General features: G+C 59.4%; 16 protein-coding genes. 5 read left to right on the top strand and 11 right to left on the bottom strand.

The features are described 5' to 3' along the window. Positions 1-31 precede the first annotated feature (31 nt). The 9 genes from EDB94_RS10330 to EDB94_RS10290 all read right to left on the bottom strand — a co-directional run bounded on the left by EDB94_RS10330 (position 32) and on the right by EDB94_RS10290 (position 13,445). Positions 32-598, bottom strand: coding sequence for a gamma-glutamylcyclotransferase (locus tag EDB94_RS10330; RefSeq protein ID WP_092030729.1), 567 nt, complete (start codon positions 596-598; stop codon positions 32-34). A 36-nt stretch (positions 599-634) separates the two neighbouring features. Then, positions 635-1,258 carry a MarC family protein gene (locus EDB94_RS10325; protein WP_008172684.1) on the bottom strand — a complete coding sequence of 208 codons (624 nt, stop codon included), beginning with the start codon at positions 1,256-1,258 and terminating at the stop codon, positions 635-637. A 115-nt stretch (positions 1,259-1,373) separates the two neighbouring features. Then, complete coding sequence (locus EDB94_RS10320; protein WP_014578742.1) at positions 1,374-2,327, bottom strand: transglutaminase family protein; 954 nt, start codon at positions 2,325-2,327, stop codon at positions 1,374-1,376. Between the two features lie 10 nt (positions 2,328-2,337). Next, a complete protein-coding gene (locus tag EDB94_RS10315; RefSeq protein ID WP_014578743.1) occupies positions 2,338-4,842 on the bottom strand; it encodes a circularly permuted type 2 ATP-grasp protein in 2,505 nt (834 codons plus the stop codon). An 89-nt stretch (positions 4,843-4,931) separates the two neighbouring features. Then, positions 4,932-8,234, bottom strand: a complete 3,303-nt coding sequence (locus EDB94_RS10310) for a DUF2126 domain-containing protein (protein WP_108018304.1) — start codon at positions 8,232-8,234, stop codon at positions 4,932-4,934. 35 nt (positions 8,235-8,269) lie between these two features. Then, a complete protein-coding gene (locus EDB94_RS10305; protein ID WP_041645786.1) occupies positions 8,270-9,208 on the bottom strand; it encodes an alpha-E domain-containing protein in 939 nt (312 codons plus the stop codon). Position 9,209: 1 nt separating this feature from the next. Continuing rightward, positions 9,210-10,670, bottom strand: coding sequence for a circularly permuted type 2 ATP-grasp protein (locus EDB94_RS10300; RefSeq protein ID WP_014578746.1), 1,461 nt, complete (start codon positions 10,668-10,670; stop codon positions 9,210-9,212). 14 nt (positions 10,671-10,684) lie between these two features. Continuing rightward, the gene (locus tag EDB94_RS10295; RefSeq protein ID WP_108018303.1) at positions 10,685-11,746 is read right to left on the bottom strand and encodes a putative zinc-binding metallopeptidase; all 1,062 of its coding nucleotides are present in this window, start codon (positions 11,744-11,746) and stop codon (positions 10,685-10,687) included. 115 nt (positions 11,747-11,861) lie between these two features. Continuing rightward, complete coding sequence (locus EDB94_RS10290; protein ID WP_108018302.1) at positions 11,862-13,445, bottom strand: NAD(P)/FAD-dependent oxidoreductase; 1,584 nt, start codon at positions 13,443-13,445, stop codon at positions 11,862-11,864. Between the two features lie 181 nt (positions 13,446-13,626). On the opposite strand from EDB94_RS10290, the gene EDB94_RS10285 reads away from it, so the two are divergent. The 3 genes from EDB94_RS10285 (at position 13,627) to pntB (ending at position 17,368) form a co-directional block, all read left to right on the top strand. Beyond that, entirely contained in the window at positions 13,627-14,259 is a 633-nt protein-coding gene (locus tag EDB94_RS10285; RefSeq protein ID WP_014578750.1) for a TetR family transcriptional regulator, read from the top strand. A 127-nt stretch (positions 14,260-14,386) separates the two neighbouring features. Continuing rightward, on the top strand, positions 14,387-15,964 hold the full coding sequence (locus tag EDB94_RS10280; protein WP_062783895.1) for a Re/Si-specific NAD(P)(+) transhydrogenase subunit alpha: 1,578 nt from the start codon (positions 14,387-14,389) through the stop codon (positions 15,962-15,964). Positions 15,965-15,976: 12 nt separating this feature from the next. After that, positions 15,977-17,368, top strand: a complete 1,392-nt coding sequence (gene pntB / locus EDB94_RS10275; RefSeq protein ID WP_062783892.1) for a Re/Si-specific NAD(P)(+) transhydrogenase subunit beta — start codon at positions 15,977-15,979, stop codon at positions 17,366-17,368. A 30-nt stretch (positions 17,369-17,398) separates the two neighbouring features. Here the strand turns inward: pntB and bamE are convergent, their stop codons facing one another. Further along, the gene (gene bamE / locus EDB94_RS10270; RefSeq protein ID WP_014578753.1) at positions 17,399-17,704 is read right to left on the bottom strand and encodes an outer membrane protein assembly factor BamE; all 306 of its coding nucleotides are present in this window, start codon (positions 17,702-17,704) and stop codon (positions 17,399-17,401) included. Positions 17,705-17,861: 157 nt separating this feature from the next. Then, a complete protein-coding gene (locus EDB94_RS10265; protein WP_108018301.1) occupies positions 17,862-18,974 on the bottom strand; it encodes an NADH:flavin oxidoreductase in 1,113 nt (370 codons plus the stop codon). A gap of 89 nt (positions 18,975-19,063) precedes the next feature. Here EDB94_RS10265 and EDB94_RS10260 point away from each other — a divergent pair, with 89 nt between their 5' ends. After that, on the top strand, positions 19,064-19,534 hold the full coding sequence (locus tag EDB94_RS10260) for a helix-turn-helix domain-containing protein (RefSeq protein ID WP_014578755.1): 471 nt from the start codon (positions 19,064-19,066) through the stop codon (positions 19,532-19,534). 167 nt (positions 19,535-19,701) lie between these two features. Next, positions 19,702-20,418, top strand: coding sequence for an OmpW family protein (locus EDB94_RS10255; RefSeq protein ID WP_108018300.1), 717 nt, complete (start codon positions 19,702-19,704; stop codon positions 20,416-20,418). The last annotated feature ends 40 nt before the right edge of the window (positions 20,419-20,458 follow it).

The following is a 20,458-nucleotide window of genomic DNA, read 5'->3' as shown; positions in this document are numbered from 1 at the left end:
TCCCCGAACCTTAAAGCAAACTTAAACGGACTTAGCTCAACTCATCACGCAGGTGGGATTCGATGGCAAAGGTGTGCGGGCAATCCGCACCCATTGCCCTCAGGGACTCTGCAAGGCGCAAGAGATAATCGGCATTCGGGCCACTGGGGCCTGAGGCAGAGGCGATCTGGCGGGCAATATCCGCATCCGGCGCGTGGCCCAGGAAGGCTTCGTTGTCTTCGGTGGCAATGTAAACCAGGCCGTCGGCATGGCTGCCATCGTCGAAGGTGAGCGTGATGCTCAGGCGCAGATAGCCGTTCTTTTCACGGACATCCAGGTGCTCGAACACTTTGGGTGACACCCTGAACGCCATGCCCTTGCAGACAGCATTTGGCTTTTCTACCAGGGTAACCACGCGGCCGGGCGCCTCCGGCGTGCCCCGATGATCGTGGGAACCCTGCCAGAACCGCCTTTCCCACCCGCGAATCGACGCCGGGCGCTGCTCCAGAAAGGGGAAATCCACCTTGTAGATCAGCGAGCCGTAACCAAACAGCCACACCGACTCCACGCCGGAGAAATCGTATCGTTTGCGATTGTGCTCAATGGTATTGGCAGACATCAGACACCCTGCAGCGAAAACCTGTCCCGCGATACTCTAGGTGGAGGCAATGAAACCCGCAATGCCCGTCAGCACGATTTCAGCCGCCATGGCCGAGAGGATCAGACCGCTGATCTTAGACATGATGTTCAGGCCGGTCTTGCCCAGCACCTTCTCCAGATAGCCGGACAGGTGCAGCAACACCGCGAGGATCAGCAGGCTGGATACCAGCCCCAGGAGCCCGCCTGCCACTTCGGATACCCGGTTAAGCTCGGCGCCATACACCATGATTGCACCAATGGTGGCCGGCCCGATCATCACCGGAATCGCCAACGGCACAACGGCAATGTCATCCCGATCTTCATCGGGCAGCCCGGTGGCGTGATTCCGGGTACCACTGGTCACCAGGCTGATGGCGGTCAGGAACAGCAGGCAACCGGCACCGATCCGGAACGAATTCAGCGTGATGCCGATGGCGCTGAACAACAGCGGGCCGGCAAAGAACAGAATCACGCCCATCAGAAAGGCCGAAACGCAGGCTCGGCGGATAATCGATGTTTTCTCGGTTGCTGGCAGGCCCCTGGTCAGCGCCAGGAACATGGTCACCACGAAAAAAGGCGCCAGCAGGAACAGAAAGCGAATGGTGCTGCTGATGTAAGTCGAGAAAAACGTTTCAATCATTCCGTGTCGTCCGGGTGCCATCGAAAGCCCGCAAGCATAGCTTGCTACGCGGCACTCTGCCGTAAGGAAGTGAACGTATGGATAAGCTTAACCACAGCCGGACGGGTGGATTCGGTTAAGTCGACAGTTCTTCCAGATAGGTTTCGCCGTCGCCGTACAGAGAGGCGAACTCCTCCTCGGGCACCACGGTCACGGCAATCTCCGGTTCATGTCCACCACCGCCCAGCAGGACACCCCGCATCGGTGTGATATCGGAAAAGTCCCTGCCCCAGCCGAGGGTAATGTGTTCCAGATCCGGCCGCAGGGCATTGGTTGGATCCAGTTCCAGCCAACCAAAATCCGGCACAAAGACGGCCACCCACGCATGGGTAGCATCGGCACCGACGAGTCGTTCCTTGCCCTCGGGCGGATGGGTCAGGATATAACCGCTCATGTAACGCGCGGCCAGGCCCACCGAGCGCAGGCAGGCAATCATGATATGGGAGAAATCCTGGCAGACCCCGCGACGGGCCTTGAACGCCTGCTCGACCGGAGTGAAGGTTTCCGTCGCCGTTGCATCGAAGCTGAAATCGCGATGAATCATCCGCATCAGGGCATCGGCCGCCTCCACCAGCGGGCGTCCCGGAAGGAACGCCTCCCGGGCATAGGCGGCGTACTGGGAATCAATGGGCACATTGGTGGAGACAAACCGGAACGCCGTGGCCTGAAGATGGTCTGGCGGGAACTTCCTGTCGGCTCGGTACCGCAGGCTGTCACGCACGGTTTCCCAGGGAACTTTTGCAGCGGCTGCCGAGGGCTTCGGACGTTCACGAAGCTCCACCCAGAATTCGCTGATGATCTCGAGGTACTCGTGGTCGGCGGTGAAATGAATCTTGGTAATCCGGTTGCCAAAGCAGTCCAGGAAGGAACGCCTTGCGGAGGGTTCCGGTGAGATCGCCAGGTGATGCTCAAGATTCCGCTGCCAGGGCAACGCCCGCGGCGTGAGCCTCAGCAAATGGTGGGACTCCCCCACCACCTGATCGTACTGGTAGAGGGTCTCATGACGCACATGGTAACGGACAAATGTCATGACAGGCGCCTCAATCCGGGTTCACAGACCGGTCGGAATACCGGGTGTGAATAAAACACTGCCGCTGGATTTCATCAGAGACACGATAGGCCTCCGACCGGATGTCACACAATAGCTCCGCCAGAGCTTCACAGGCTTTATCCGGGCGCTTGCGCTCAAACGGATGCAAATCAAGCGCTCGCAGCCGCTGCAGCGATTCGTTCAGATCCGGCGGAAACAGCTGACCAGTTTTACGCCCCATCTCCGGCAGGTCCTTCTGCAGCTGGCGCAGCTGGAACATCACCGAATGAGGATTGCTTGCGTCTATCACCAGGGTATGGAGTACCCCCAGAAGCTCCGGTGTCCGACGGTACCGGGTGCGGTAGGTGACTTCCGAGTTGGCCACTTCCAGCAGCCACTCGAGCATGGCATGGCGGCTGAACCGGTCGCTGAACAGGGGCACGCAAATCAGCGTACAGAGATTGGCCAGTCGCTCCAGGCGCCGGCCGATCACGAGGAAAACCCAGCTGGCATCCCGCGTAATGTCATCCATCGCAAAGCCCGCCAGGGAGATGCAGTCCAGCAACACCAGGTTCAGTGCCCGAATCGACCGGTCCGGCGTGGTTGGCGCCGGGCTCAGGGGCTTGCCCACCCGATTGAGCGTGTGCCAGTTGTCGGAAGACAGACGGTCCCGGACCTGGCTGGCATTGAACAGCAACGCCTGGAGAATCGACGCAATTGAACCCGGAAATTGCAGGTCACTCACCGCTCGCAACAAGGCGTCGGGAAGCGGCTCGGGGACCGCATCTTCTTCAGGCTCCGGAAGGGTCCCGAATTGCTCGGCTGCCTGTTGCAGCCCGAGCAGGGCTTCTTCACTGGCCTGGTCGTGGCCCGACAGACGGTTGAACGCCGCCCGCAATAAACGGGCGGTTCCCTCCGCCCGCTCCGAGTGCCGGCCCATCCAGAACAGGTTTTCCCCCACCCGGGAGGGCGTGTCCCGCTCGCCGTCGAGCAGGTCAGACACCTGCAGCCGTTTCTTAATCAGTGATTTGGAGGGAGCCGTGTAGCGAGCCTGTACCCAGGTGTCCTTCGACAGCCCTCCCCGTTGCATGGAGATGACTTCCACACCCGCATCCATGGCGACCCGGGTCAGCCCACCGGGCATGACCCGCCAGCCGGAGGGCGTGGCCGCCGCAAACAGCCGCAGGCCGATGGACCGGGTGGCCAGCGGCTGCTCCGGATCCCCCTTCCAGACCGGCGCCTGGGAAAGATGGACGAGCTCCTGGCCAACAAAGGCATGGGGATGGGCATGCATCTTCTTGATCAGGGCGTCACGCTCTGCACCTTTCACCTGGTAACCGAACACCGGCTCCATTCGCATGCTTGCGAAGGCGGGTTTAATGACCAGCTCGTCCAGGTGCTCGATGACATAGTCCAGAGCCGGTTTCTCACCACACCACCAGGACGCCACCGACGGCATAGCCAGAGGCGAGCCCAGTAATTTCTTCGAAATCTCCGGCAAAAACCCGAATAACGCCGCACTCTCCAGTACCCCGGAACCCAGAGCATTTGCCATCAGAACCTTGCCTGCCCGCACCGCTCCCAGAAGCCCGGGAATCCCCAGCACGGAATCGGCGCGAAGCTCCAGCGGATCACAGAAGCCATCGTCCAGCCGGCGATAAATGGCGTGTACCCGCCGCAGGCCCTGAAGCGTTTTCAGGTACACCGTGTCATCTCGCACGGTCAGATCCTGGCCCTCGACCAGCGGCAAACCCAGGTAACGGGCCAGGAACACATGTTCGAAATAGGTTTCGTTGAAACGGCCCGGGGTCAACAGAACGCAAAGCGGTGACTCGGTTCCGGCTGGCGACATGCCCGCCAGGCTGTTCTGGAAACCCTGGAAGAATTCCGAAAGGTTGGTCACCGGCAGGTTGTGGAATGGCGCCGGGAACGCCCGGGAAATCACCAGCCGGTTCTGAAGGGCGTAACCGGCGCCGGAGGGCGCCTGGGTACGGTCTGCCATCACCCACCAACCGCCGTCTGGTGCGCGCGCCAGATCCACGGCATACAGGTGCAGGAACCGGCCCCCGGCAGGCTGAATCCCCTGGCAGGGCCACTGGAAACCCGCCTGCCCATAAACCAGGGCCGGAGGCATAAGACCTTCTTTTAACAGCGACTGCTCGCCGTAAAGATCGGCCAGAACGCTGTCCAGGAGCTCTGCACGCTGGGCGACGGCTTTCGAGAGCCATTGCCACTCATCGGCGCCCAACACCAGCGGCAGCAGATCCACCTCCCAGGGTCGGGTATCGCCTCGGGGATCTTCATAGACGTTGTAGGTTACGCCATCTTCGGCAATGGCATTGGAAACCGCCTGAGCCCTGAGATTCAGACCGGCGACAGACTCAAGGTTCAGCTGCTGCAACAACGGCCGCCAGTGCGACTTGGGCCCGGAACCCTCGGTGCCAAGCTCATCAAACCGGTCCGGCACCGGATGGTACTGGCGGAGGATGTCAGTAACTGCTTGCTGCTTCGCCACCTTGAATTCAGGCTCCGTTAGTCAGTGAGCTGGAAGCATAGCCGCTTTCTACTCTCCGGAGCCAGCATCAAACCACACGTCCAGGCATCTTATTTGTGATATCGCAGATCCAGGGTAAACGGAAACTCACGATGCTCCGGAACCGGCCGCAGGGGCTGTTGCCCCGAGCTGTGTCCCATCCGGAAGAAGCGCGCCATGCGGCGGCCTTCCGCTTCGAACGAGTTCACCGGCAAAGTCTCGAAATTCCGGCCACCGGGATGGGTCACGTGATATTCACAGCCGCCCAGGCTGCGTTCATTCCAGGTGTCCACGATATCAAACACCAAAGGCCCATCGACACCAATGGTCGGGTGCATGCACTGGGATGGCTGCCAGGCCCGGTAACGGACGCCGGCGACCGATTCACCCACCATCCCTGTTGGCTGAAGTGGCAACGGCACCTGATTGCAGGTGATCTGGTAACGATCCGGGGCAGCGCCGCGTACCTTCACCTGCAAACGCTCCAGGGAAGAATCCACGTAGCGGGCGGTACCGCCGATCGCGCCGTGTTCCCCGGTCACATGCCAGGGCTCCAGAGCCGAACGCAGTTCAAGGGTTATACCCTTGACCTTGTAATCGCCGATCCGGGGGAAGCGGAACTCGAAATGGGGCGCGAACCACTCGCTCTCAAGCGGGTAACCCTGGGCCTTCATATCGTCGATAACGTCCTCGAAGTCCTGCCAGACATAGTGAGGTAGCAGGAACCGGTCGTGCAGCTCGGTTCCCCAGCGAACCAGCCCGCTGGGTTTGTAGGGCTGCTCCCAGAATCGGGCCACCAGCGCCCGCAGCAGCAATTGCTGGGTCAGGCTCATGCGGGCATGGGGTGGCATCTCGAAGGCCCGCAATTCGAGCAGACCATGACGCCCACCCGGGCCGTCCGGGGAATAGAGCTTGTCGATACAGAACTCGGCTCTGTGGGTATTGCCGGTGACGTCCGTAAGCAGGTCCCGGAGCAAGCGGTCCACCACCCAGGGCGCGACCTTTTTGCCCACAGGGCATAACCGCTCCATCTCCCGGAACGCCAGCTCCATTTCGAACACATGGTCGTTGCGCGCCTCATCAATCCGCGGCGCCTGGGAACTGGGACCAATAAACAGGCCGGAAAACAGATAGGACAGGCTGGGATGGTTATGCCAGTAGCTGATCAGGCTGCGCAGCAGATCCGGACGCCGCAGGAACGGGGAATCCTCTGCCTTTTGCGAACCCAGCACAAAATGGTTGCCACCACCGGTGCCGGTGTGACGTCCGTCCATCATGAACTTCTCGGAGGTCAGCCGGCACTCGTAGGCGTCCGCGTACAGAGTCTCGGTCTGTTCAACCAGCTCATCCCAGGTCCGGACCGGCTGCACATTCACTTCGATCACCCCGGGGTCTGGCGTGATGCGGAAATGACTCAACCGGTGATCCGAGGGCGGCTCATACCCCTCGAGCAGGACCGGCTGCTGCAGCTCCTTGGCGGTTTTCTCGATGGCGGAAACCAGGGCCAGGTATGGCTCCAGCTTTTCCAGCGGCGGCATAAAAATACGAAGAATGCCCTCCCGGGGCTCCACGCAAAGGGCGGTGCGGACGATCTCGGGTGCCGACTTTCCTTTTTTCGGCGGCGCCCGTTCCGGCGACACCTGCCCGGACTGGCCCCGGCTGTTCCATTGCCGGATTTCCTCGCTGGCAGGCAGCGGGCCACGGGGCGCAAACGGGTCCTGCTCATGGATCCAGGGGTAATCGGCTTCCTCCACCCAGGGCTGGCTGTCCAGGGGCAGCCGGTGCCCCATGGGGGAGCCGCCCGGAATCAGGTAACAGCGCTCACTGCGAAGGAACCACGGACCGGTTTCCCAGGCCTGTTCCTTTTCCGACACACGCAGTGGCAGCACATAGCCGACGGGCTCATCCAGCCCCCGGCTGAAAATCTGCTGAAGCTGCTTGCGCTCCAGGGCATTCTCGAGTTTTGCATCGAAAGGATCGACGTTGACCGGCAGCCGTCGTTCCCGCCACAAGTAATAAAAGGCATCCTCGAACCCCGGGAACAGCTGTTTTTCATCAACACCAAGCTCTTTCGCCAGGGCCGACAAAAACCTGTGAGCATCTTCCGGGCTTGCGTTGCCTTCGATGCGCTCATCCGCCAGCCAGCGCTCGTCCCGCCAGATCGGCTCGCCGTCCTTGCGCCAGTAACAGTTCAGGGACCATCGGGGCAGCGGTTCTCCCGGATACCACTTACCCTGCCCGAAATGGACCAGCCCGCCAGCGCCGTAGCGGTCCCGCATCCGGTGATAGAGCTCGATGGCCTTCTTGCGCTTGGTGGGGCCCATGGCCTCGGTGTTCCACTCCGGCTCGTCCCGGTCGTGATTCGCCACGAAGGTAGGCTCACCGCCCTGGGTCAGACGCACATCCAGTTCTGTCAGACGCTGGTCCACGTCATGGCCCAGCCCAACGATGCGCTGCCACTGGGCCTCGGTATAGGGTTTGGTCACCCGAGGTGCTTCCCAGATGCGCTGAACGCTCATCTGGTGCTCGAACTCAACTCCGCACTCCTCCACCATGCCGGTAATGGGCGCCGCCGAGGACGGATCCGGGCTGCAGGCCAGCGGGATATGCCCTTCTCCGGCAAACAGGCCGGACGTCGGATCCAGCCCAACCCAACCGGCGCCCGGCAGAAAGACTTCGCACCAGGCGTGCAGATCGGTGAAATCTTCCTCAGCGCCCGAAGGGCCATCCAGTGCTTTCTGGTCAGCCTTGAGCTGAATCAGATAGCCGGACACAAAGCGGGCCGCCAGCCCCAGATGCCGGAGCGTCTGCACCAGCAACCAGGTCGAATCCCGACAGGAGCCGGAGCCCTTTTTCAGGGTTTCCTCCGGGGTCTGGACACCCGGCTCCATCCGGATCAGGTAATCAATACGGTCAGCAAGGCTCTGGTTCACACCCACCAGGAAATCCACGCTGGGGGTTTCCTTGCGGTCTATGGTGGCCATCCACTTACGGAATTCCGGTGTTTCCGGCAGTTTCTGTAAATAAGGCGCCAGCTCTGCCGTCTGCCATTCCTCGTAGTCAAACGGAATGGTCTCTGCCCGGGGTTCCAGAAAGAAATCGAACGGGTTGATCACGGCCATCTCGGCAACGAGGTCCACGGTGATCTTCAGCTCGCCCGTTTTTTCGGGGAACACCAGGCGGGCCAAATAATTGGCCTGGGGGTCCTGTTGCCAGTTAAGGAAATAACCTTCTGGTTCCACCTTCAGCGAGTAGCTGAGGATGCGGGTTCTCGCGTGCGGACAGGGACGCAGACGAACTATCTGGGGCCCAAGGGTGATCGGGCGCTCATAGCGATAGTGGGTGGTATGGCTCAGGGCAACATGAATCGACATGGAACCTATCTCGCAGGCGAATAGAATTGGCAGTTTCAGGCTGTCTCGTAGACAGGAAACCAGGTCTCTGCAATGTCGTCGTGGAGCTCACCGATTTCCAACTGCAGGTTTTCCAGGAACAGGATCACGTCTTCCTTGCGGATCAGCGCATCCACGTCGCCCTCCCGGGTATGACGTACCGCCTGCAACGCGGTGCGTAACGGAATCTCGTTCCTTGGAAGGCGCCCGAGCGCGTTGGCCACTTCGCTGAGGCTGTGCAACACCGACCGCGGGAACGGCTCATTCTGCAGCAGAAAGCGAATGACCAGAGGCCCGCTGACCTTGCGCCGGACATTGTGACGGTACATCTGGAAGGCACTCTGGTAACGCAGCACACTGGTCCACAAGAGCCCGCCGTAGGTTTCGGTGCCATCCCAGCCGTCGAGGAACTGCAGGGCGCCCACTTCAATCTGCCGGGTGGCCATGTCCGCCCGCTCCAGGTTGCGGCCTACCCGGATGAAGTCATACCCCTCATCGTGACTCATGCAACCGGCCAGCAAACCATTGAGCATCTGGCAGCGACCCACGATTTCGTTGAGGAATTCGTACCTCGCCCGCTTACCAACCCCCTGGTCTATGTTCTCCAGGATGTACCGGTACAGCTCGTTGATCACCTCCCAGGCGTCGGTCGGAATCTGGTCGCGGGTGGTGCGCACGTTCTCCCGAGCGGCCTTGATGCAGGAGGCAATGGAGCTCGGGTTGTAGCCATCCGCCATCAGAAACTTCACACAGTTGCGCTCATCCGCCTTCTGATGATGCTGGTCAAACAGCGCCCCCATGCCCGTCACGGCCACCAGTCCCTTCCAGGAAAGCTGGGTTTCTCGGGGCATGTCCAGCGACAGGGAATTAAAGGCCATGATCATCCGGGCGTTGTTCTCGGCCCGCTCAAGGTATCTGGCCATCCAGTACAGTCGTTCCGCTACACGTGACAGCACATCAATTCTCCTCGTCCACGATCCAGGTATCCTTGCTTCCACCGCCCTGGGACGAATTCACCACCAGGGAGCCTTTTCGCATCGCCACCCGCGTAAGCCCGCCGGCAGTAACGTAGGTTCTCACGCCCTGCAGCACGAAGGGCCGAAGATCCAGGTGTCGGGGCGCCAGGCCCTCGTCGCACAACGTTGGGGCCACAGAGAGACTCAGTGTGGGTTGGGCAATGTAGTTGCGCGGGTTCTTTTTGATCAGGCGCGCGAACTCGGTGCGCTGCTTCTTGGTGGAATGCGGCCCCACCAGCATGCCATAGCCCCCGGACTCGTTCGCGGGCTTGACCACCAGCTCGTCGAGATGCTCAAGGACATACTCCTGATCCTGCTTGTTCACACACATATAGGTGGGCACGTTCGGGATGATCGGCTCCTCATCCAGGTAGTAACGGATCATGTCCGGCACGAAGGCATAGATCACCTTGTCGTCGGCCACGCCGGCACCCGGTGCATTGGCCAAGCCAACCTTGCCATTGCGCCAGGCTCGCATCAGACCGGGCACGCCCAGGGTGGAATCGGAGCGGAATACCTCCGGGTCCAGGAAATCGTCGTCAATGCGGCGATAAATGACATCCACACGTTCCAGCCCCTCGACCGTGCGCATGTAGACACAGTCATCCTCGCCAACCACCAGGTCGGCCCCTTCCACCAGTTCAGCGCCCATGCGCTGGGCCAGGAAGGAGTGCTCGAAGTAGGCGGAGTTGAAAATACCCGGTGTCAGCACCGCAATTTTCGGGTGGTCCTGAGGCCGGGGCGAGATTGACGCCAACATGTCGAACAGCTGGTTGGTGTAGTCGTCCACCGGCAGGATGTTGGTGTTGTCGAACAGCTCCGGGAACACCCGCTTGGTCAGCTGACGGTTCTCCAACATGTAGGAAACACCCGAGGGCACCCGCAGGTTGTCCTCGAGAACATACACCTTGCCGTCCTTGTCACGCACCAGATCCGATCCGCAGATGTGCGCCCAAACTCCCAGTGGCGGCGTGAATCCGCGACACTGCTCGCGGAAGTTCTTGGAGTTAGCGAACACGTACTTGGGAATCACCTTGTCCTTGACGATGTTCTGGTCGTTATAGATGTCGTTGATGAACATGTTGAGCGCCGTCAGGCGCTGCGCCAGGCCCTGCTCGATGGTTTCCCACTCCCGGAGCGAGATGACCCTCGGGATGATGTCGAAGGGCCAGGCCCGGTCGATGTTCTCGCCCTCACTGTAAATGGTAAAGCTGATCCCCATCTCCAGTATCGCCAGTTCGGCTGCCTGCTGACGCGCCTGGATTTCCTCGGAACCAAGGTTGCCCAGGTAGTCGGTAATCGCCGTGGCCGCCGGCCGGGGCTTGCCCTTGGCGGCAATCAGCTCATCGAAGAAGTCGTTGGGGTCGTAGTTTTTCCAGTCTATCGATTTGTTCTTTTTCATTTGGGGTCCTTTCGTTAACCACCGTGAGCTATTCGGTGTACCAGGCGGAGCTTCTCCACCACCGGAGCCGCAAGCACGAAGGGGTAGGCGTCCTCATGCCCCATGCTTCGGTTAAGGCTGTTGAGCGCAAGCGTCAGGGGTAACCAGTGCTTGATCAGTGCATCGAAATCGTCGGCCTGGTAGGGATCAAACGCAGGGTCTGGTTCGCTGTTCATTACCGGGCGCTGGCGGGCATTCACCCGCATCCCGAACTGCCAGGCAGTCTCTAATGTATCCACCATATGCAGGTAATGTGCCCAGGTCTCGGCCCAGTCTTCCCAGGCATGGCTGCTGGCATAGGCGCTGATGTACCAGCTCTGCCAGTCACCGGGCGGGCCGTACTGATAATGCTGGTCCATGGCCTGCCTGTAGTCCCTGGTGTCGTCACCAAATACTTCCCGCACCGGGCTCAGCCAGGGCCCGGACCGCACCAGCAGGTCCCAGTAGTAGTGGCCGGATTCGTGGCGAAAGTGCCCCAAAACAGTGCGATAGGGTTCAGCCATCTGGCTCCGCATTCGCTCGCGCTCTACGGGGTCCGCCTCCGCTATGTTCATGGTTATCACACCATTGGCGTGGCCGGTTTTTACTTTCGCGCGTTCGTCGAACATCGCCGGCTGGTCAGCCAGAAAATCAAACGCCAGCCCGTACTGGTCCTCATTACGGGGTTCGCAGGGCAGCTCAAGGCGCAACACCGAATACACCAGTCGCCGCTTTTCCTTCTCCAGACGCCGCCAGAGATCGTTGTTCTTCAAGATGCTGAGATCGGGGATGGTGCGGTTCAGTCGGCAGGCGACACAGAAGGTGTGGGAGTCCGGAGAAGGGATCAGCCAGTTGCAGGCACCCTGGTTCTGATAGTTGCCACACAGCCGGTAGAGGTCGCCCCGGGCGACGGCCGCCCAGGTGCCATCATCGTTTGGCTCGATAGCCAGCAAGTCCATGACATCCGGGGCAAAGCCCAGTCCAGACCCACAACTGGTACAACGACTGTTTTCAAAATACAGCAGGTTGGCGCATCGGCCACAGTGAAACAGCTTCATCAGGGGACATCCTTGGCCGAGAGCGGCAAGACCATCCTTTTAGTATTGGCCAAAAGGGCCAAAACGCAACCTGGACACGCCCGAAAGCTGCCCGAAAGTCCCCTGCTGCCAACCGTTAAACGGCCAGAGCCGATTCGTTCTCGCTAACCCCGGATTCTGGTGCACGAACCAGATATTGAGCCGCATCAAAGCGTCGTGTCTGCTGACGGAACTGCCAGGTGAAGCCTGGCCATAATGTGGTGTTCTTGCCGTTTTCGTTCACGTACCAGCTCTTGCAGCCGGTCTGCCAGACTGAATCACCAAGCTTTGCGTGAATGGAGGCGTTGTAGCGGCTCTGGGCGTCCTGTCTCACTTCCAGGGTGCTCCATTGATGCCGCTGCTTTTGTTTGAGGGCATCCAGCACATACTGAATCTGGCTCTCAATCATGTACACCATGGAGCTGTGGCCGAGGCCGGTATTCGGCCCCATCAGCATGAAGAAATTCGGGAAGCCGCTGATGGTGGTGCCTTTATAAGCTTCGGCGCCATCCTTCCAGGCCTCCAGCAAATCCTGACCATTACGGCCAAAGATCATGCCCGCGGGAATCGGGTCCTGGGCTCGGAAACCGGTACCGTAGATGATGCAATCCACTTGCCGCTTGTTGCCCTGGCCATCGATCACGGTGTTGCCCTGCACCTCACGGATACCCTCGGTCACCACATCCACATGATCCTGGGCCAGCGCCGGATAGTAGTTGTTGGAGATCAGCACTCGCTTGCAGCCGAAGTGGAAATCCGGGGTAACCTTTTTGCGCAAGGTCTTGTCCGGAATCTGGTTGCGAATATGCCGGCGGGCCTGCAATTCACCCAGCTTCAGAATACGCGGGTTGCCAACAAAGCCCAGTACCCGCGCCTCAAGCGACCAGTAAATACTCTGCCTGAACGCATTGAGTGTTTGTGGGAACATCCGGAACAGCCGCTTCTCCATTGGCCGGATGGCACGGTCCGGCTTGGGCATTATCCACGGAGGGGTGCGCTGGTACAGGTCTACCTTCGCCGCCTGCTTCGCCACTTCCGGAACAAACTGAATGGCCGACGCGCCGGTGCCAATCACCGCTACCCGCTTGCCACGCAGATCGTAGTCGTGGTCCCAGTCCTGGGAGTGGAAGCGCTTGCCCGTGAAGGACTCAATCCCTTCGATTTCCGGATACGCCGGCGTGCTCAATCCCCCCATCCCGGAAACGAGGATATCGGCCCTCAAGGTAGTGAATTCCGGCAGCCCCTTATCGGTTCGATCCAACCGGTCTCCCGGCTTCACGCCTCTTTCCTGCATGTACGCCCAAAGCGCCGGACTATCACAGGTTTCAACAACCCACCGCTGGTGATTCTCGTCAAATCGCGCCCCGGCCACATGGGTGTTCAGCCGGATATGCTTCATCAGTCCGTATTTCTCGGCACAATGCTTCAGGTAGGCCTTGATCTCACTTTGCTGGGCATACATCCGGCTCCAGTTCGGGTTCTGCTCGAAGGAGAAGGAGTAGAGTGCAGACTGAACGTCACAGGCACACCCCGGGTAATGATTCTGGTGCCAGGTGCCGCCGATGTCGTCGCTCTGTTCAAAGATCACGAAGTCGTTGTAACCGGCTTCCTTGAGTTTGATGGCCATGCCCAGGCCGGAGAAGCCGGTGCCGATGATGGCGATCTGTGTGTTCTGTGTCATTGCTGCACTCCTGCGTTGGCCTGCCCGGCCTTGTCTGTTGTTGTCCGGTTGGTCATGATGTCCGGTAGACACATGTATACACAGGTGGGTATACAGCCGTATACCAACGGAGCAGCGAATGGCCTGCGTTGACTAATACTTGGCCCCGCCTGCAGGCCCAACCTCCAAAAATGAGAAAAAGATGAGCGTAATAACCGGCGGAAAGCTGAAACTCATTCAGGCGGCGCTTCGGCTGATTACCGAAACCCGGAGCCTGACATCGCTGGGATTGCGGGAACTTGCCCGGGAGGCGGGGCTGAATCCGAACACGTTTTACCGGCACTTCAAGAGCCTCGATGAATTCGGGCTAACGGTACTGGGTTACATTGCCGAGGAGATGAAAGCCGGAGTACGGGATTTGCGCCAGATGGCCGATTCTTCGGAACAGGCATCCCGGGATACCGTGGCCTTCGTTTACCACTATTTCCTGGCCAATCCGGCGGCCACCACTGTCGCTGTCCGGGAGCTTCATGGCCCCTCGCCGGTACTGCGCCGGGCGCTCGAATCCCAGCTGGAAGCCAGCGCCCAAGAGATGGCCGAGGATATTATCGAGCGTCAACTGGTCAGCGACGTGCCACCGGAGACCATTCATGAAATCTCCCGCATGACCATTCGGTACATTCTGTTCCGGGCGATGGACTACATCGAGAAACCGGCACAGCGGGAAACCATCCAGGCCGAAACCGAGCGTTTCATCAACCGACAATTCCGGGGCGCCATTCTGGACGGCCTGTCGGAATCGTCGATTCAATCTCTGCGCCACCGCCTTCCCTAGCCTTCGGTACCGTCATTTGACCGTAAAGGTTCTCATTTAGGTGTTTCTCAGCAAATCTGGTACCATCCCCGGCTACGTAAAAACCGAGATATCCATTGAGTCGGTCGTTCCGGAGGACGCGCTTAACATGAAAATCGGTATCCCCAAGGAAATTTTCGAGGATGAGAGGCGGGTGGCTGCAACGCCACCCTCTGTTCACAAATTAGTCGGGCTTGGTTACGACGTCATCGTGGAAGGAGGCGCCGGCGAGGCGGCCAACTACTCCGATGCTGCCTATGAAAAAGTGGGCGCAGCCATAGCAACAGACACCAGTTCGCTCTGGAAAGAAGCCGACTTCATTCTGAAAGTCCGCGCGCCCATGGAAAATCCGGCGCTGGGTAAACACGAAGCGGATCTGATGAAAGAGGGCGCGTTTCTGGTCAGCTACATCTGGCCGGCGCAAAACCCGGAACTCCTGGAAAAGCTGGCCGCCAGAAAGATTACCTCTTTCGCTATCGACAGCCTGCCCCGCATCAGCCGCGCCCAGAAGATGGACGCCCTCAGCGCCATGGCCAATATTGCCGGCTATCGGGCGGTGATCGAAGCGGCCAACCATTTCGGGCGTTTCTTTACCGGCCAGGTCACGGCTGCCGGCAAGGTGCCACCGGCCAAGATCATGGTGATCGGTGCCGGCGTTGCCGGCCTGGCTGCCATTGGTGCTGCCAACAGCATGGGCGCCATCGTGCGAGCCTTCGATACTCGCCTGGAAGTGAAAGAACAGGTTGAAAGTATGGGCGCCCAGTTCCTGGTGCTGGACTTCGAAGACGAGGACGGCAGCGGCAGCGGCGGCTACGCCAAGCAGATGAGCGACGAGTTCATCAAGGCGGAAATGGAATTGTTCGCTGAGCAGGCCAAAGAGGTGGACATCATCATCACCACCGCTTTGATTCCCGGCAAGCCAGCACCGAAGCTGATCACCGCAGACATGGTGAAATCCATGAAGCCCGGCAGCGTGATTGTGGATCTGGCGTCCGAACGGGGCGGCAACTGCGAGCTCACCGAGCCTGGCAAAGTGGCGCACGAGCACGGCGTAACCCTGATCGGCTACACCGATTTGCCCAGCCGCATGGCCAAGGTGGCCAGTGAGCTCTACGCCACCAACCTGGTGCATCTGCTGACCGAGCTGACACCCGAGAAAGACGGCAAACCCGTGGTGAACATGGAAGATGATGTCATCCGTGGTCTTACCGTGGTTCATGAGGACGACATCACCTGGCCACCACCACAACCGGAGGCACCGGTCAGTCCCAAGCCGGCACCGGGTACGGAGGAGCCGTCGGCCGCTGACAAGGCCGCCGCGAAGAAAGAGGCCGATCGCAAGAGCCTGATCGGTAAAGGCGTCCTTCTGGCTGTGACCGCGCTGGCACTCTACGGGGTTGGCGCACACGCGCCGGAAAGCTTCCTGCAGCACTTTACCGTGTTTGTTCTGTCCTGCTTTATCGGTTGGCAGGTCATCTGGAATGTCACGCCTTCCCTGCATACGCCTCTCATGAGCGTAACCAACGCGATCAGTGGCATCATCGTGATCGGTGCGATTCTGCACCTGGCACAGGCGGAGAACATTGCCGTCGGGATCATGGCCTTTGTCGCGGTGCTGATTGCCAGCATCAACGTAGGGGGCGGCTTCCGGGTCACCCATCGCATGCTCAAAATGTTCCGCAAGTAGGAGACGCCCGATATGAGCACAGGACTGGTGAGCGTGGCCTACGTGGTCGCAAGTATCTTGTTTATTCTCAGCCTTGGTGGCCTTAGCCACCAGACATCGGCACGACGGGGCAATCTCTACGGCGTCGCCGGTATTATCATCGCCGTGGGAGCAACCCTGGCCAGCGTTGACGGCGGCATCGTCTCGATCCTGGTGGCCGTGTTGCTGGGCGCCGGCATCGGCATTGCTATCGCCAACAAGGTGGAAATGACCCAGATGCCACAGCTGGTGGCCCTGCTTCACAGCTTTGTGGGCGCGGCAGCCGTGTTTGTCGGCTTTTCAGGCTACATCGAGCCTCTGATTGCAACCTCCGGCGCGGAGCACACCATCAAGCTGGTGGAGGTCTTCGTTGGCATCTTCATTGGTGCGGTGACCTTTACAGGTTCGCTGGTGGCCTGCGGCAAGCTTGATGGTCGCATCGACAGCAAGGCCCTGACCCTGCCCGGCCGGCACCTGATGAACCTGGCAGGCGTTATCGTCTGTGTCTTCCTCGGGGCCTGGTTCCTGGGTACCGACAGCATGGCCCTGGGCATCGTGGCGCTCGTTCTAATGACCATCATTGCCTCGGTCCTCGGCATCCATCTGATCATGGCCATCGGCGGTGCCGACATGCCTGTGGTGGTCTCCATGCTCAACAGCTACTCCGGTTGGGCCGCAGCCTCCATCGGCTTCATGCTGGGCAATGATCTGCTGATTGTCGTTGGTGCCCTGGTGGGCAGTAGCGGTGCCATCCTCAGCTACATCATGTGCAAAGCCATGAACCGCTCGTTCATCAGCGTGATTCTCGGCGGCTTTGGCCAGACCAGCAGCAGCTCGGCTGCCGCCGATGCTGACCAGACCGTGCATGAATCCAGTGTGGATGAGGTCTGTGAAGAGCTACGCAACGCCCAGTCGGTGATCATCGTGCCCGGTTATGGCATGGCGGTCGCCCAGGCGCAGAACGGCGTCAGCGATATGACCAAGATCCTTCGGGACCGTGGCGTAAACGTGCGCTTCGGTATCCATCCGGTGGCCGGCCGCCTGCCAGGGCATATGAACGTACTGTTGGCGGAAGCCCACGTTCCTTATGACATCGTTCTGGAAATGGATGAAATCAATGATGATTTCCCGGATACCGACGTGGTGCTGGTTATTGGCGCCAACGACACGGTAAACCCGGCGGCAGCAGAAGATCCCGGTAGCCCGATTGCCGGCATGCCGGTGCTGGAGGTCTGGAAGGCTGGACAGGTTGTCGTGCTCAAGCGAGGCATGGCCACCGGCTATTCCGGCGTAGAGAACCCGCTGTTCTTCAAGGACAACACGCGCATGTTGTTCGGCGATGCCAAGGACAGCATCGACAAGCTGGTAGGAGGTTTGCGGGGCTGAAGGCAGCCCCGCGCCTGATCTGTTGCCAGTTTATTCCGTGGTGTTGTAGACGTAAGACGAGACCGTGCCGTCCTGGTTGAACCGAACAACCAGGTCGGTGGTTTCTGCATCACCAAAGGCAGACCACTTGTACTTGCCATAGGTCCAGGTGCGTTTGCCGTCTTCGATCCCGGTGCGCCACGGCTCGCCGAACATCTCCTGGATATCCGCCCGTGTGGTTTCACCAATCTGGATCTGGTCCACATTGTGGGTGGCGAAGTCTTTCCCAACGGTCGCACAGCCCACGATGGCCGAGATCATCAGAGCCACAGCCAGTGTTTTGATTGAACCCATCATCGACATGCTGATCCCTCTTACTTCAGGTGTGTTTCACCCATCATAACGTGTCTCTGATCAGACGCGATTACGAAGACGACAGATTCACCGGGCACAAAAAAGCCGCAGGCCCGAAGACGCTGCGGCAGGTTTCGATCGTCCGATCGAAAGGGGTTAATCAATAAAGCTTGGCGAGGGACTTCTTGGCGAAAGATTCCACCTCGTTCAGTCGGCCTTCTTTCACCTTGATCAGCCATTCCGGATCCTGCAGAAGTGCCCGTCCCACGGCGATCAGTTCAAACTCGTGGTTGTTCATTCGCTCCACCAACTCATCAATGCCGGCTTTCTCAACGGCTTCCTGCTTGCTGGCAAAGGTGCCGCTGATGAAATCTTCCGTCAGCCCGACACTGCCCACGGACATGGTCGGTTTACCGGAAAGCTTCTGGGTCCAGCCTGCGAGATTCAGATCCGAGCCTTCAAACTCCGGCTCCCAGAAACGGCGGGTGGAGGCGTGGAAAATGTCGACACCTGCGTCCACCAGAGGCTTCAGGAACCGCTCAAGTTCCTCAGGGCTATTAACCAGTTTGGCTTCGTAATCCTGCTGCTTCCACTGGGAGAACCGGAGCATAATCGGGAAGTCCGGGCCAACCCGATGACGCACCGCTTCAACGATCTCCACTACGAACCGCAGACGGTTCTCCAGGCTGCCGCCGTACTCATCGTCGCGCTGGTTGGTACCTTCCCAGAGGAACTGGTCCAGCAGATAGCCGTGGGCGCCATGGAGCTCGACACCATCAAAACCCAGGGCCTTGGCATCCTGAGCCGCATCGGCAAAGGCGACGACAACATCCTCGATGTCTTCTTTACTCATGGCCTTGCCGTTGGGCTTGCCCGGTGCGAACAAGCCGGAAGGACTGTAACCGGGTACCGAAGGATCCGGCGGGGTGCCCTCCTTCCTGACCGCACCCACGTGCCAGAGCTGCGGGAAAATCGCGCCGCCGGCCTCATGGACCGCGTCGACCACATGCTTCCAGCCCTCAAGAGCGTCGGTGCCGTGAAACGCCGGTACATTCGGATAGCCGTTGGCGGCCGCGTGATTGACGGTCGTGCCTTCGGTAATGATGAGGCCAACGCCCGCTTCGGCCCGTCGGCGGTAATAGGACACGACGTTCTCTCCCGGAATGCCATCCGGCGAGAAGTTACGGGTCATGGGCGCCATCGCCACCCGGTTTCGCAGTTTGAGGTTGTGAAGTTCAAACGGTTCGAAAAGCGGGCCAAGATTCATGCTCATGGTAGTATGCAACCTCACTAATTTGGTTTCGTAAAGCAACCCTATTAAATCTGGTTTTAAAATGCAACCCTATTCGGTACACTCCCGTCATGGCCAGAAAACGTTTTGATGACTCCAGCTGTTCCGTCGCCCGCGCCCTCAATGAAGTGGGCGACTGGTGGTCCCTCCTGATTGTCCTGCACGCCATGTATGGCACCCGTCGGTTCGTGGATTTCCAGCAGGAACTGGGCATTGCCAAGAACATCCTGTGTGATCGCCTGGCACGGCTGGTGGACAATGAAGTGCTGCGCAAGGTGGATGTGGGCGAACATGGGTCACGCTTTGAATACCGCCTGACCGAAAAAGGCAGAGATCTTTTCCCGGTGGTTATCGCTCTTCGTCAGTGGGGAGATAAGTGGAACCCTGCCCCGGACGAGCCTCCGCTCGATTTGCGCGACCGCGCCACCGGCCGGCCGATTCACACGGTAGAAGTCCAGGACGCTGATGGCCAGGCCCTGTCCATCAGAGACGTGTTTGTCCCGGACGAGAGCCTGCCCGTGCGGAAAAAGAACTCTGCCTGACTATTCGCAATAACCGCAGCAATCGAATCACCGTCGTTTTTTTTGAGTTGAATCAATCCGCTGATTAAACGCGCTCACCTGCCCGGGCATTCTTGCGCTAAATCAAGTTTCCATTTCCCGATGTCATTAATCTGCAGTCATCAACGATTCAGGTTAAGGAGATGGATATGTCCCGTACATTCAAACTTGGTGTTCTGGCTGCAGCGGTAATGGCTGCTGCTCCCGCTGTTCAGGCGTACGAAGCTGGTGATTTTATCGGCCGCGTTGGTGTGGCAACGGTTGATCCGGATTCTTCCAGTGGCAACTTGAACTCCAACGCGCTTGGCGAAATTGATGGCGCCAAGGTCAGCGTCGATTCCAACAGCCAGTTGGGACTGACCGCAACCTACATGCTGACCGACCAGATCGGGGTTGGTGTTTTGGCGGCAACCCCGTTCAAACATGACATTAATGGTGATGGTTCCGTTCTCGGCGGTGCCGGCAAACTGGCAGAAACCAAACACCTGCCTCCGACCATCACGCTGCAATATTTCCCGATGCCCAGCGGGAGCAAACTGCAGCCATACGTTGGCGCTGGTGTGAACTACACCAACTTCTTCGAAGAGAAGACCACTCAGACTCTGACCAACACCTACGCCACTCTGGCACCGGGTGTGACCAGGACCGACATCAAGCTGGATGACAGCTTTGGTCTGGCAGCCGAAATTGGTCTTGACTACATGATCACCGAAAACGTGGGTATCAACGCTGCGGTCTGGTGGATCGACATCGACACCGAGGCCACCATCAACGCGTACGCGGGCAATGCAGTCGCCGATACCAGCACCATCGACGTGGATATCGACCCCTGGGTCTACATGGTAGGCGTGTCCTACAAGTTCTGATCCCCGTGCCTCCGCCAGTCGCCACGGTCTGTTGGCTGGC

Source organism: Marinobacter sp. 3-2 (genome assembly GCF_003751355.1).
GTDB classification, from domain to species: Bacteria; Pseudomonadota; Gammaproteobacteria; order Pseudomonadales; family Oleiphilaceae; genus Marinobacter; species Marinobacter adhaerens.
Note: the sequence above shows the minus strand (reverse complement) of the source record. Positions and strands in the feature narration are given on the sequence as shown.

What these genes read in the sequence shown, in the direction of transcription:
- EDB94_RS10290 (WP_108018302.1), bottom strand. Translation starts at nt 13,445, where the DNA reads ATGACACAGAACACACAGATCGCCATCATCGGCACCGGCTTCTCCGGC.
- EDB94_RS10265 (WP_108018301.1), bottom strand. Translation starts at nt 18,974, where the DNA reads ATGAGCATGAATCTTGGCCCGCTTTTCGAACCGTTTGAACTTCACAAC.
- EDB94_RS10310 (WP_108018304.1), bottom strand. Translation starts at nt 8,234, where the DNA reads ATGTCGATTCATGTTGCCCTGAGCCATACCACCCACTATCGCTATGAG.
- bamE (WP_014578753.1), bottom strand. Translation starts at nt 17,704, where the DNA reads ATGATGGGTTCAATCAAAACACTGGCTGTGGCTCTGATGATCTCGGCC.
- EDB94_RS10325 (WP_008172684.1), bottom strand. Translation starts at nt 1,258, where the DNA reads ATGATTGAAACGTTTTTCTCGACTTACATCAGCAGCACCATTCGCTTT.
- EDB94_RS10300 (WP_014578746.1), bottom strand. Translation starts at nt 10,670, where the DNA reads ATGAAAAAGAACAAATCGATAGACTGGAAAAACTACGACCCCAACGAC.
- EDB94_RS10330 (WP_092030729.1), bottom strand. Translation starts at nt 598, where the DNA reads ATGTCTGCCAATACCATTGAGCACAATCGCAAACGATACGATTTCTCC.
- EDB94_RS10255 (WP_108018300.1), top strand. Translation starts at nt 19,702, where the DNA reads ATGTCCCGTACATTCAAACTTGGTGTTCTGGCTGCAGCGGTAATGGCT.
- EDB94_RS10260 (WP_014578755.1), top strand. Translation starts at nt 19,064, where the DNA reads ATGGCCAGAAAACGTTTTGATGACTCCAGCTGTTCCGTCGCCCGCGCC.
- EDB94_RS10280 (WP_062783895.1), top strand. Translation starts at nt 14,387, where the DNA reads ATGAAAATCGGTATCCCCAAGGAAATTTTCGAGGATGAGAGGCGGGTG.
- EDB94_RS10295 (WP_108018303.1), bottom strand. Translation starts at nt 11,746, where the DNA reads ATGAAGCTGTTTCACTGTGGCCGATGCGCCAACCTGCTGTATTTTGAA.
- pntB (WP_062783892.1), top strand. Translation starts at nt 15,977, where the DNA reads ATGAGCACAGGACTGGTGAGCGTGGCCTACGTGGTCGCAAGTATCTTG.
- EDB94_RS10285 (WP_014578750.1), top strand. Translation starts at nt 13,627, where the DNA reads ATGAGCGTAATAACCGGCGGAAAGCTGAAACTCATTCAGGCGGCGCTT.
- EDB94_RS10320 (WP_014578742.1), bottom strand. Translation starts at nt 2,327, where the DNA reads ATGACATTTGTCCGTTACCATGTGCGTCATGAGACCCTCTACCAGTAC.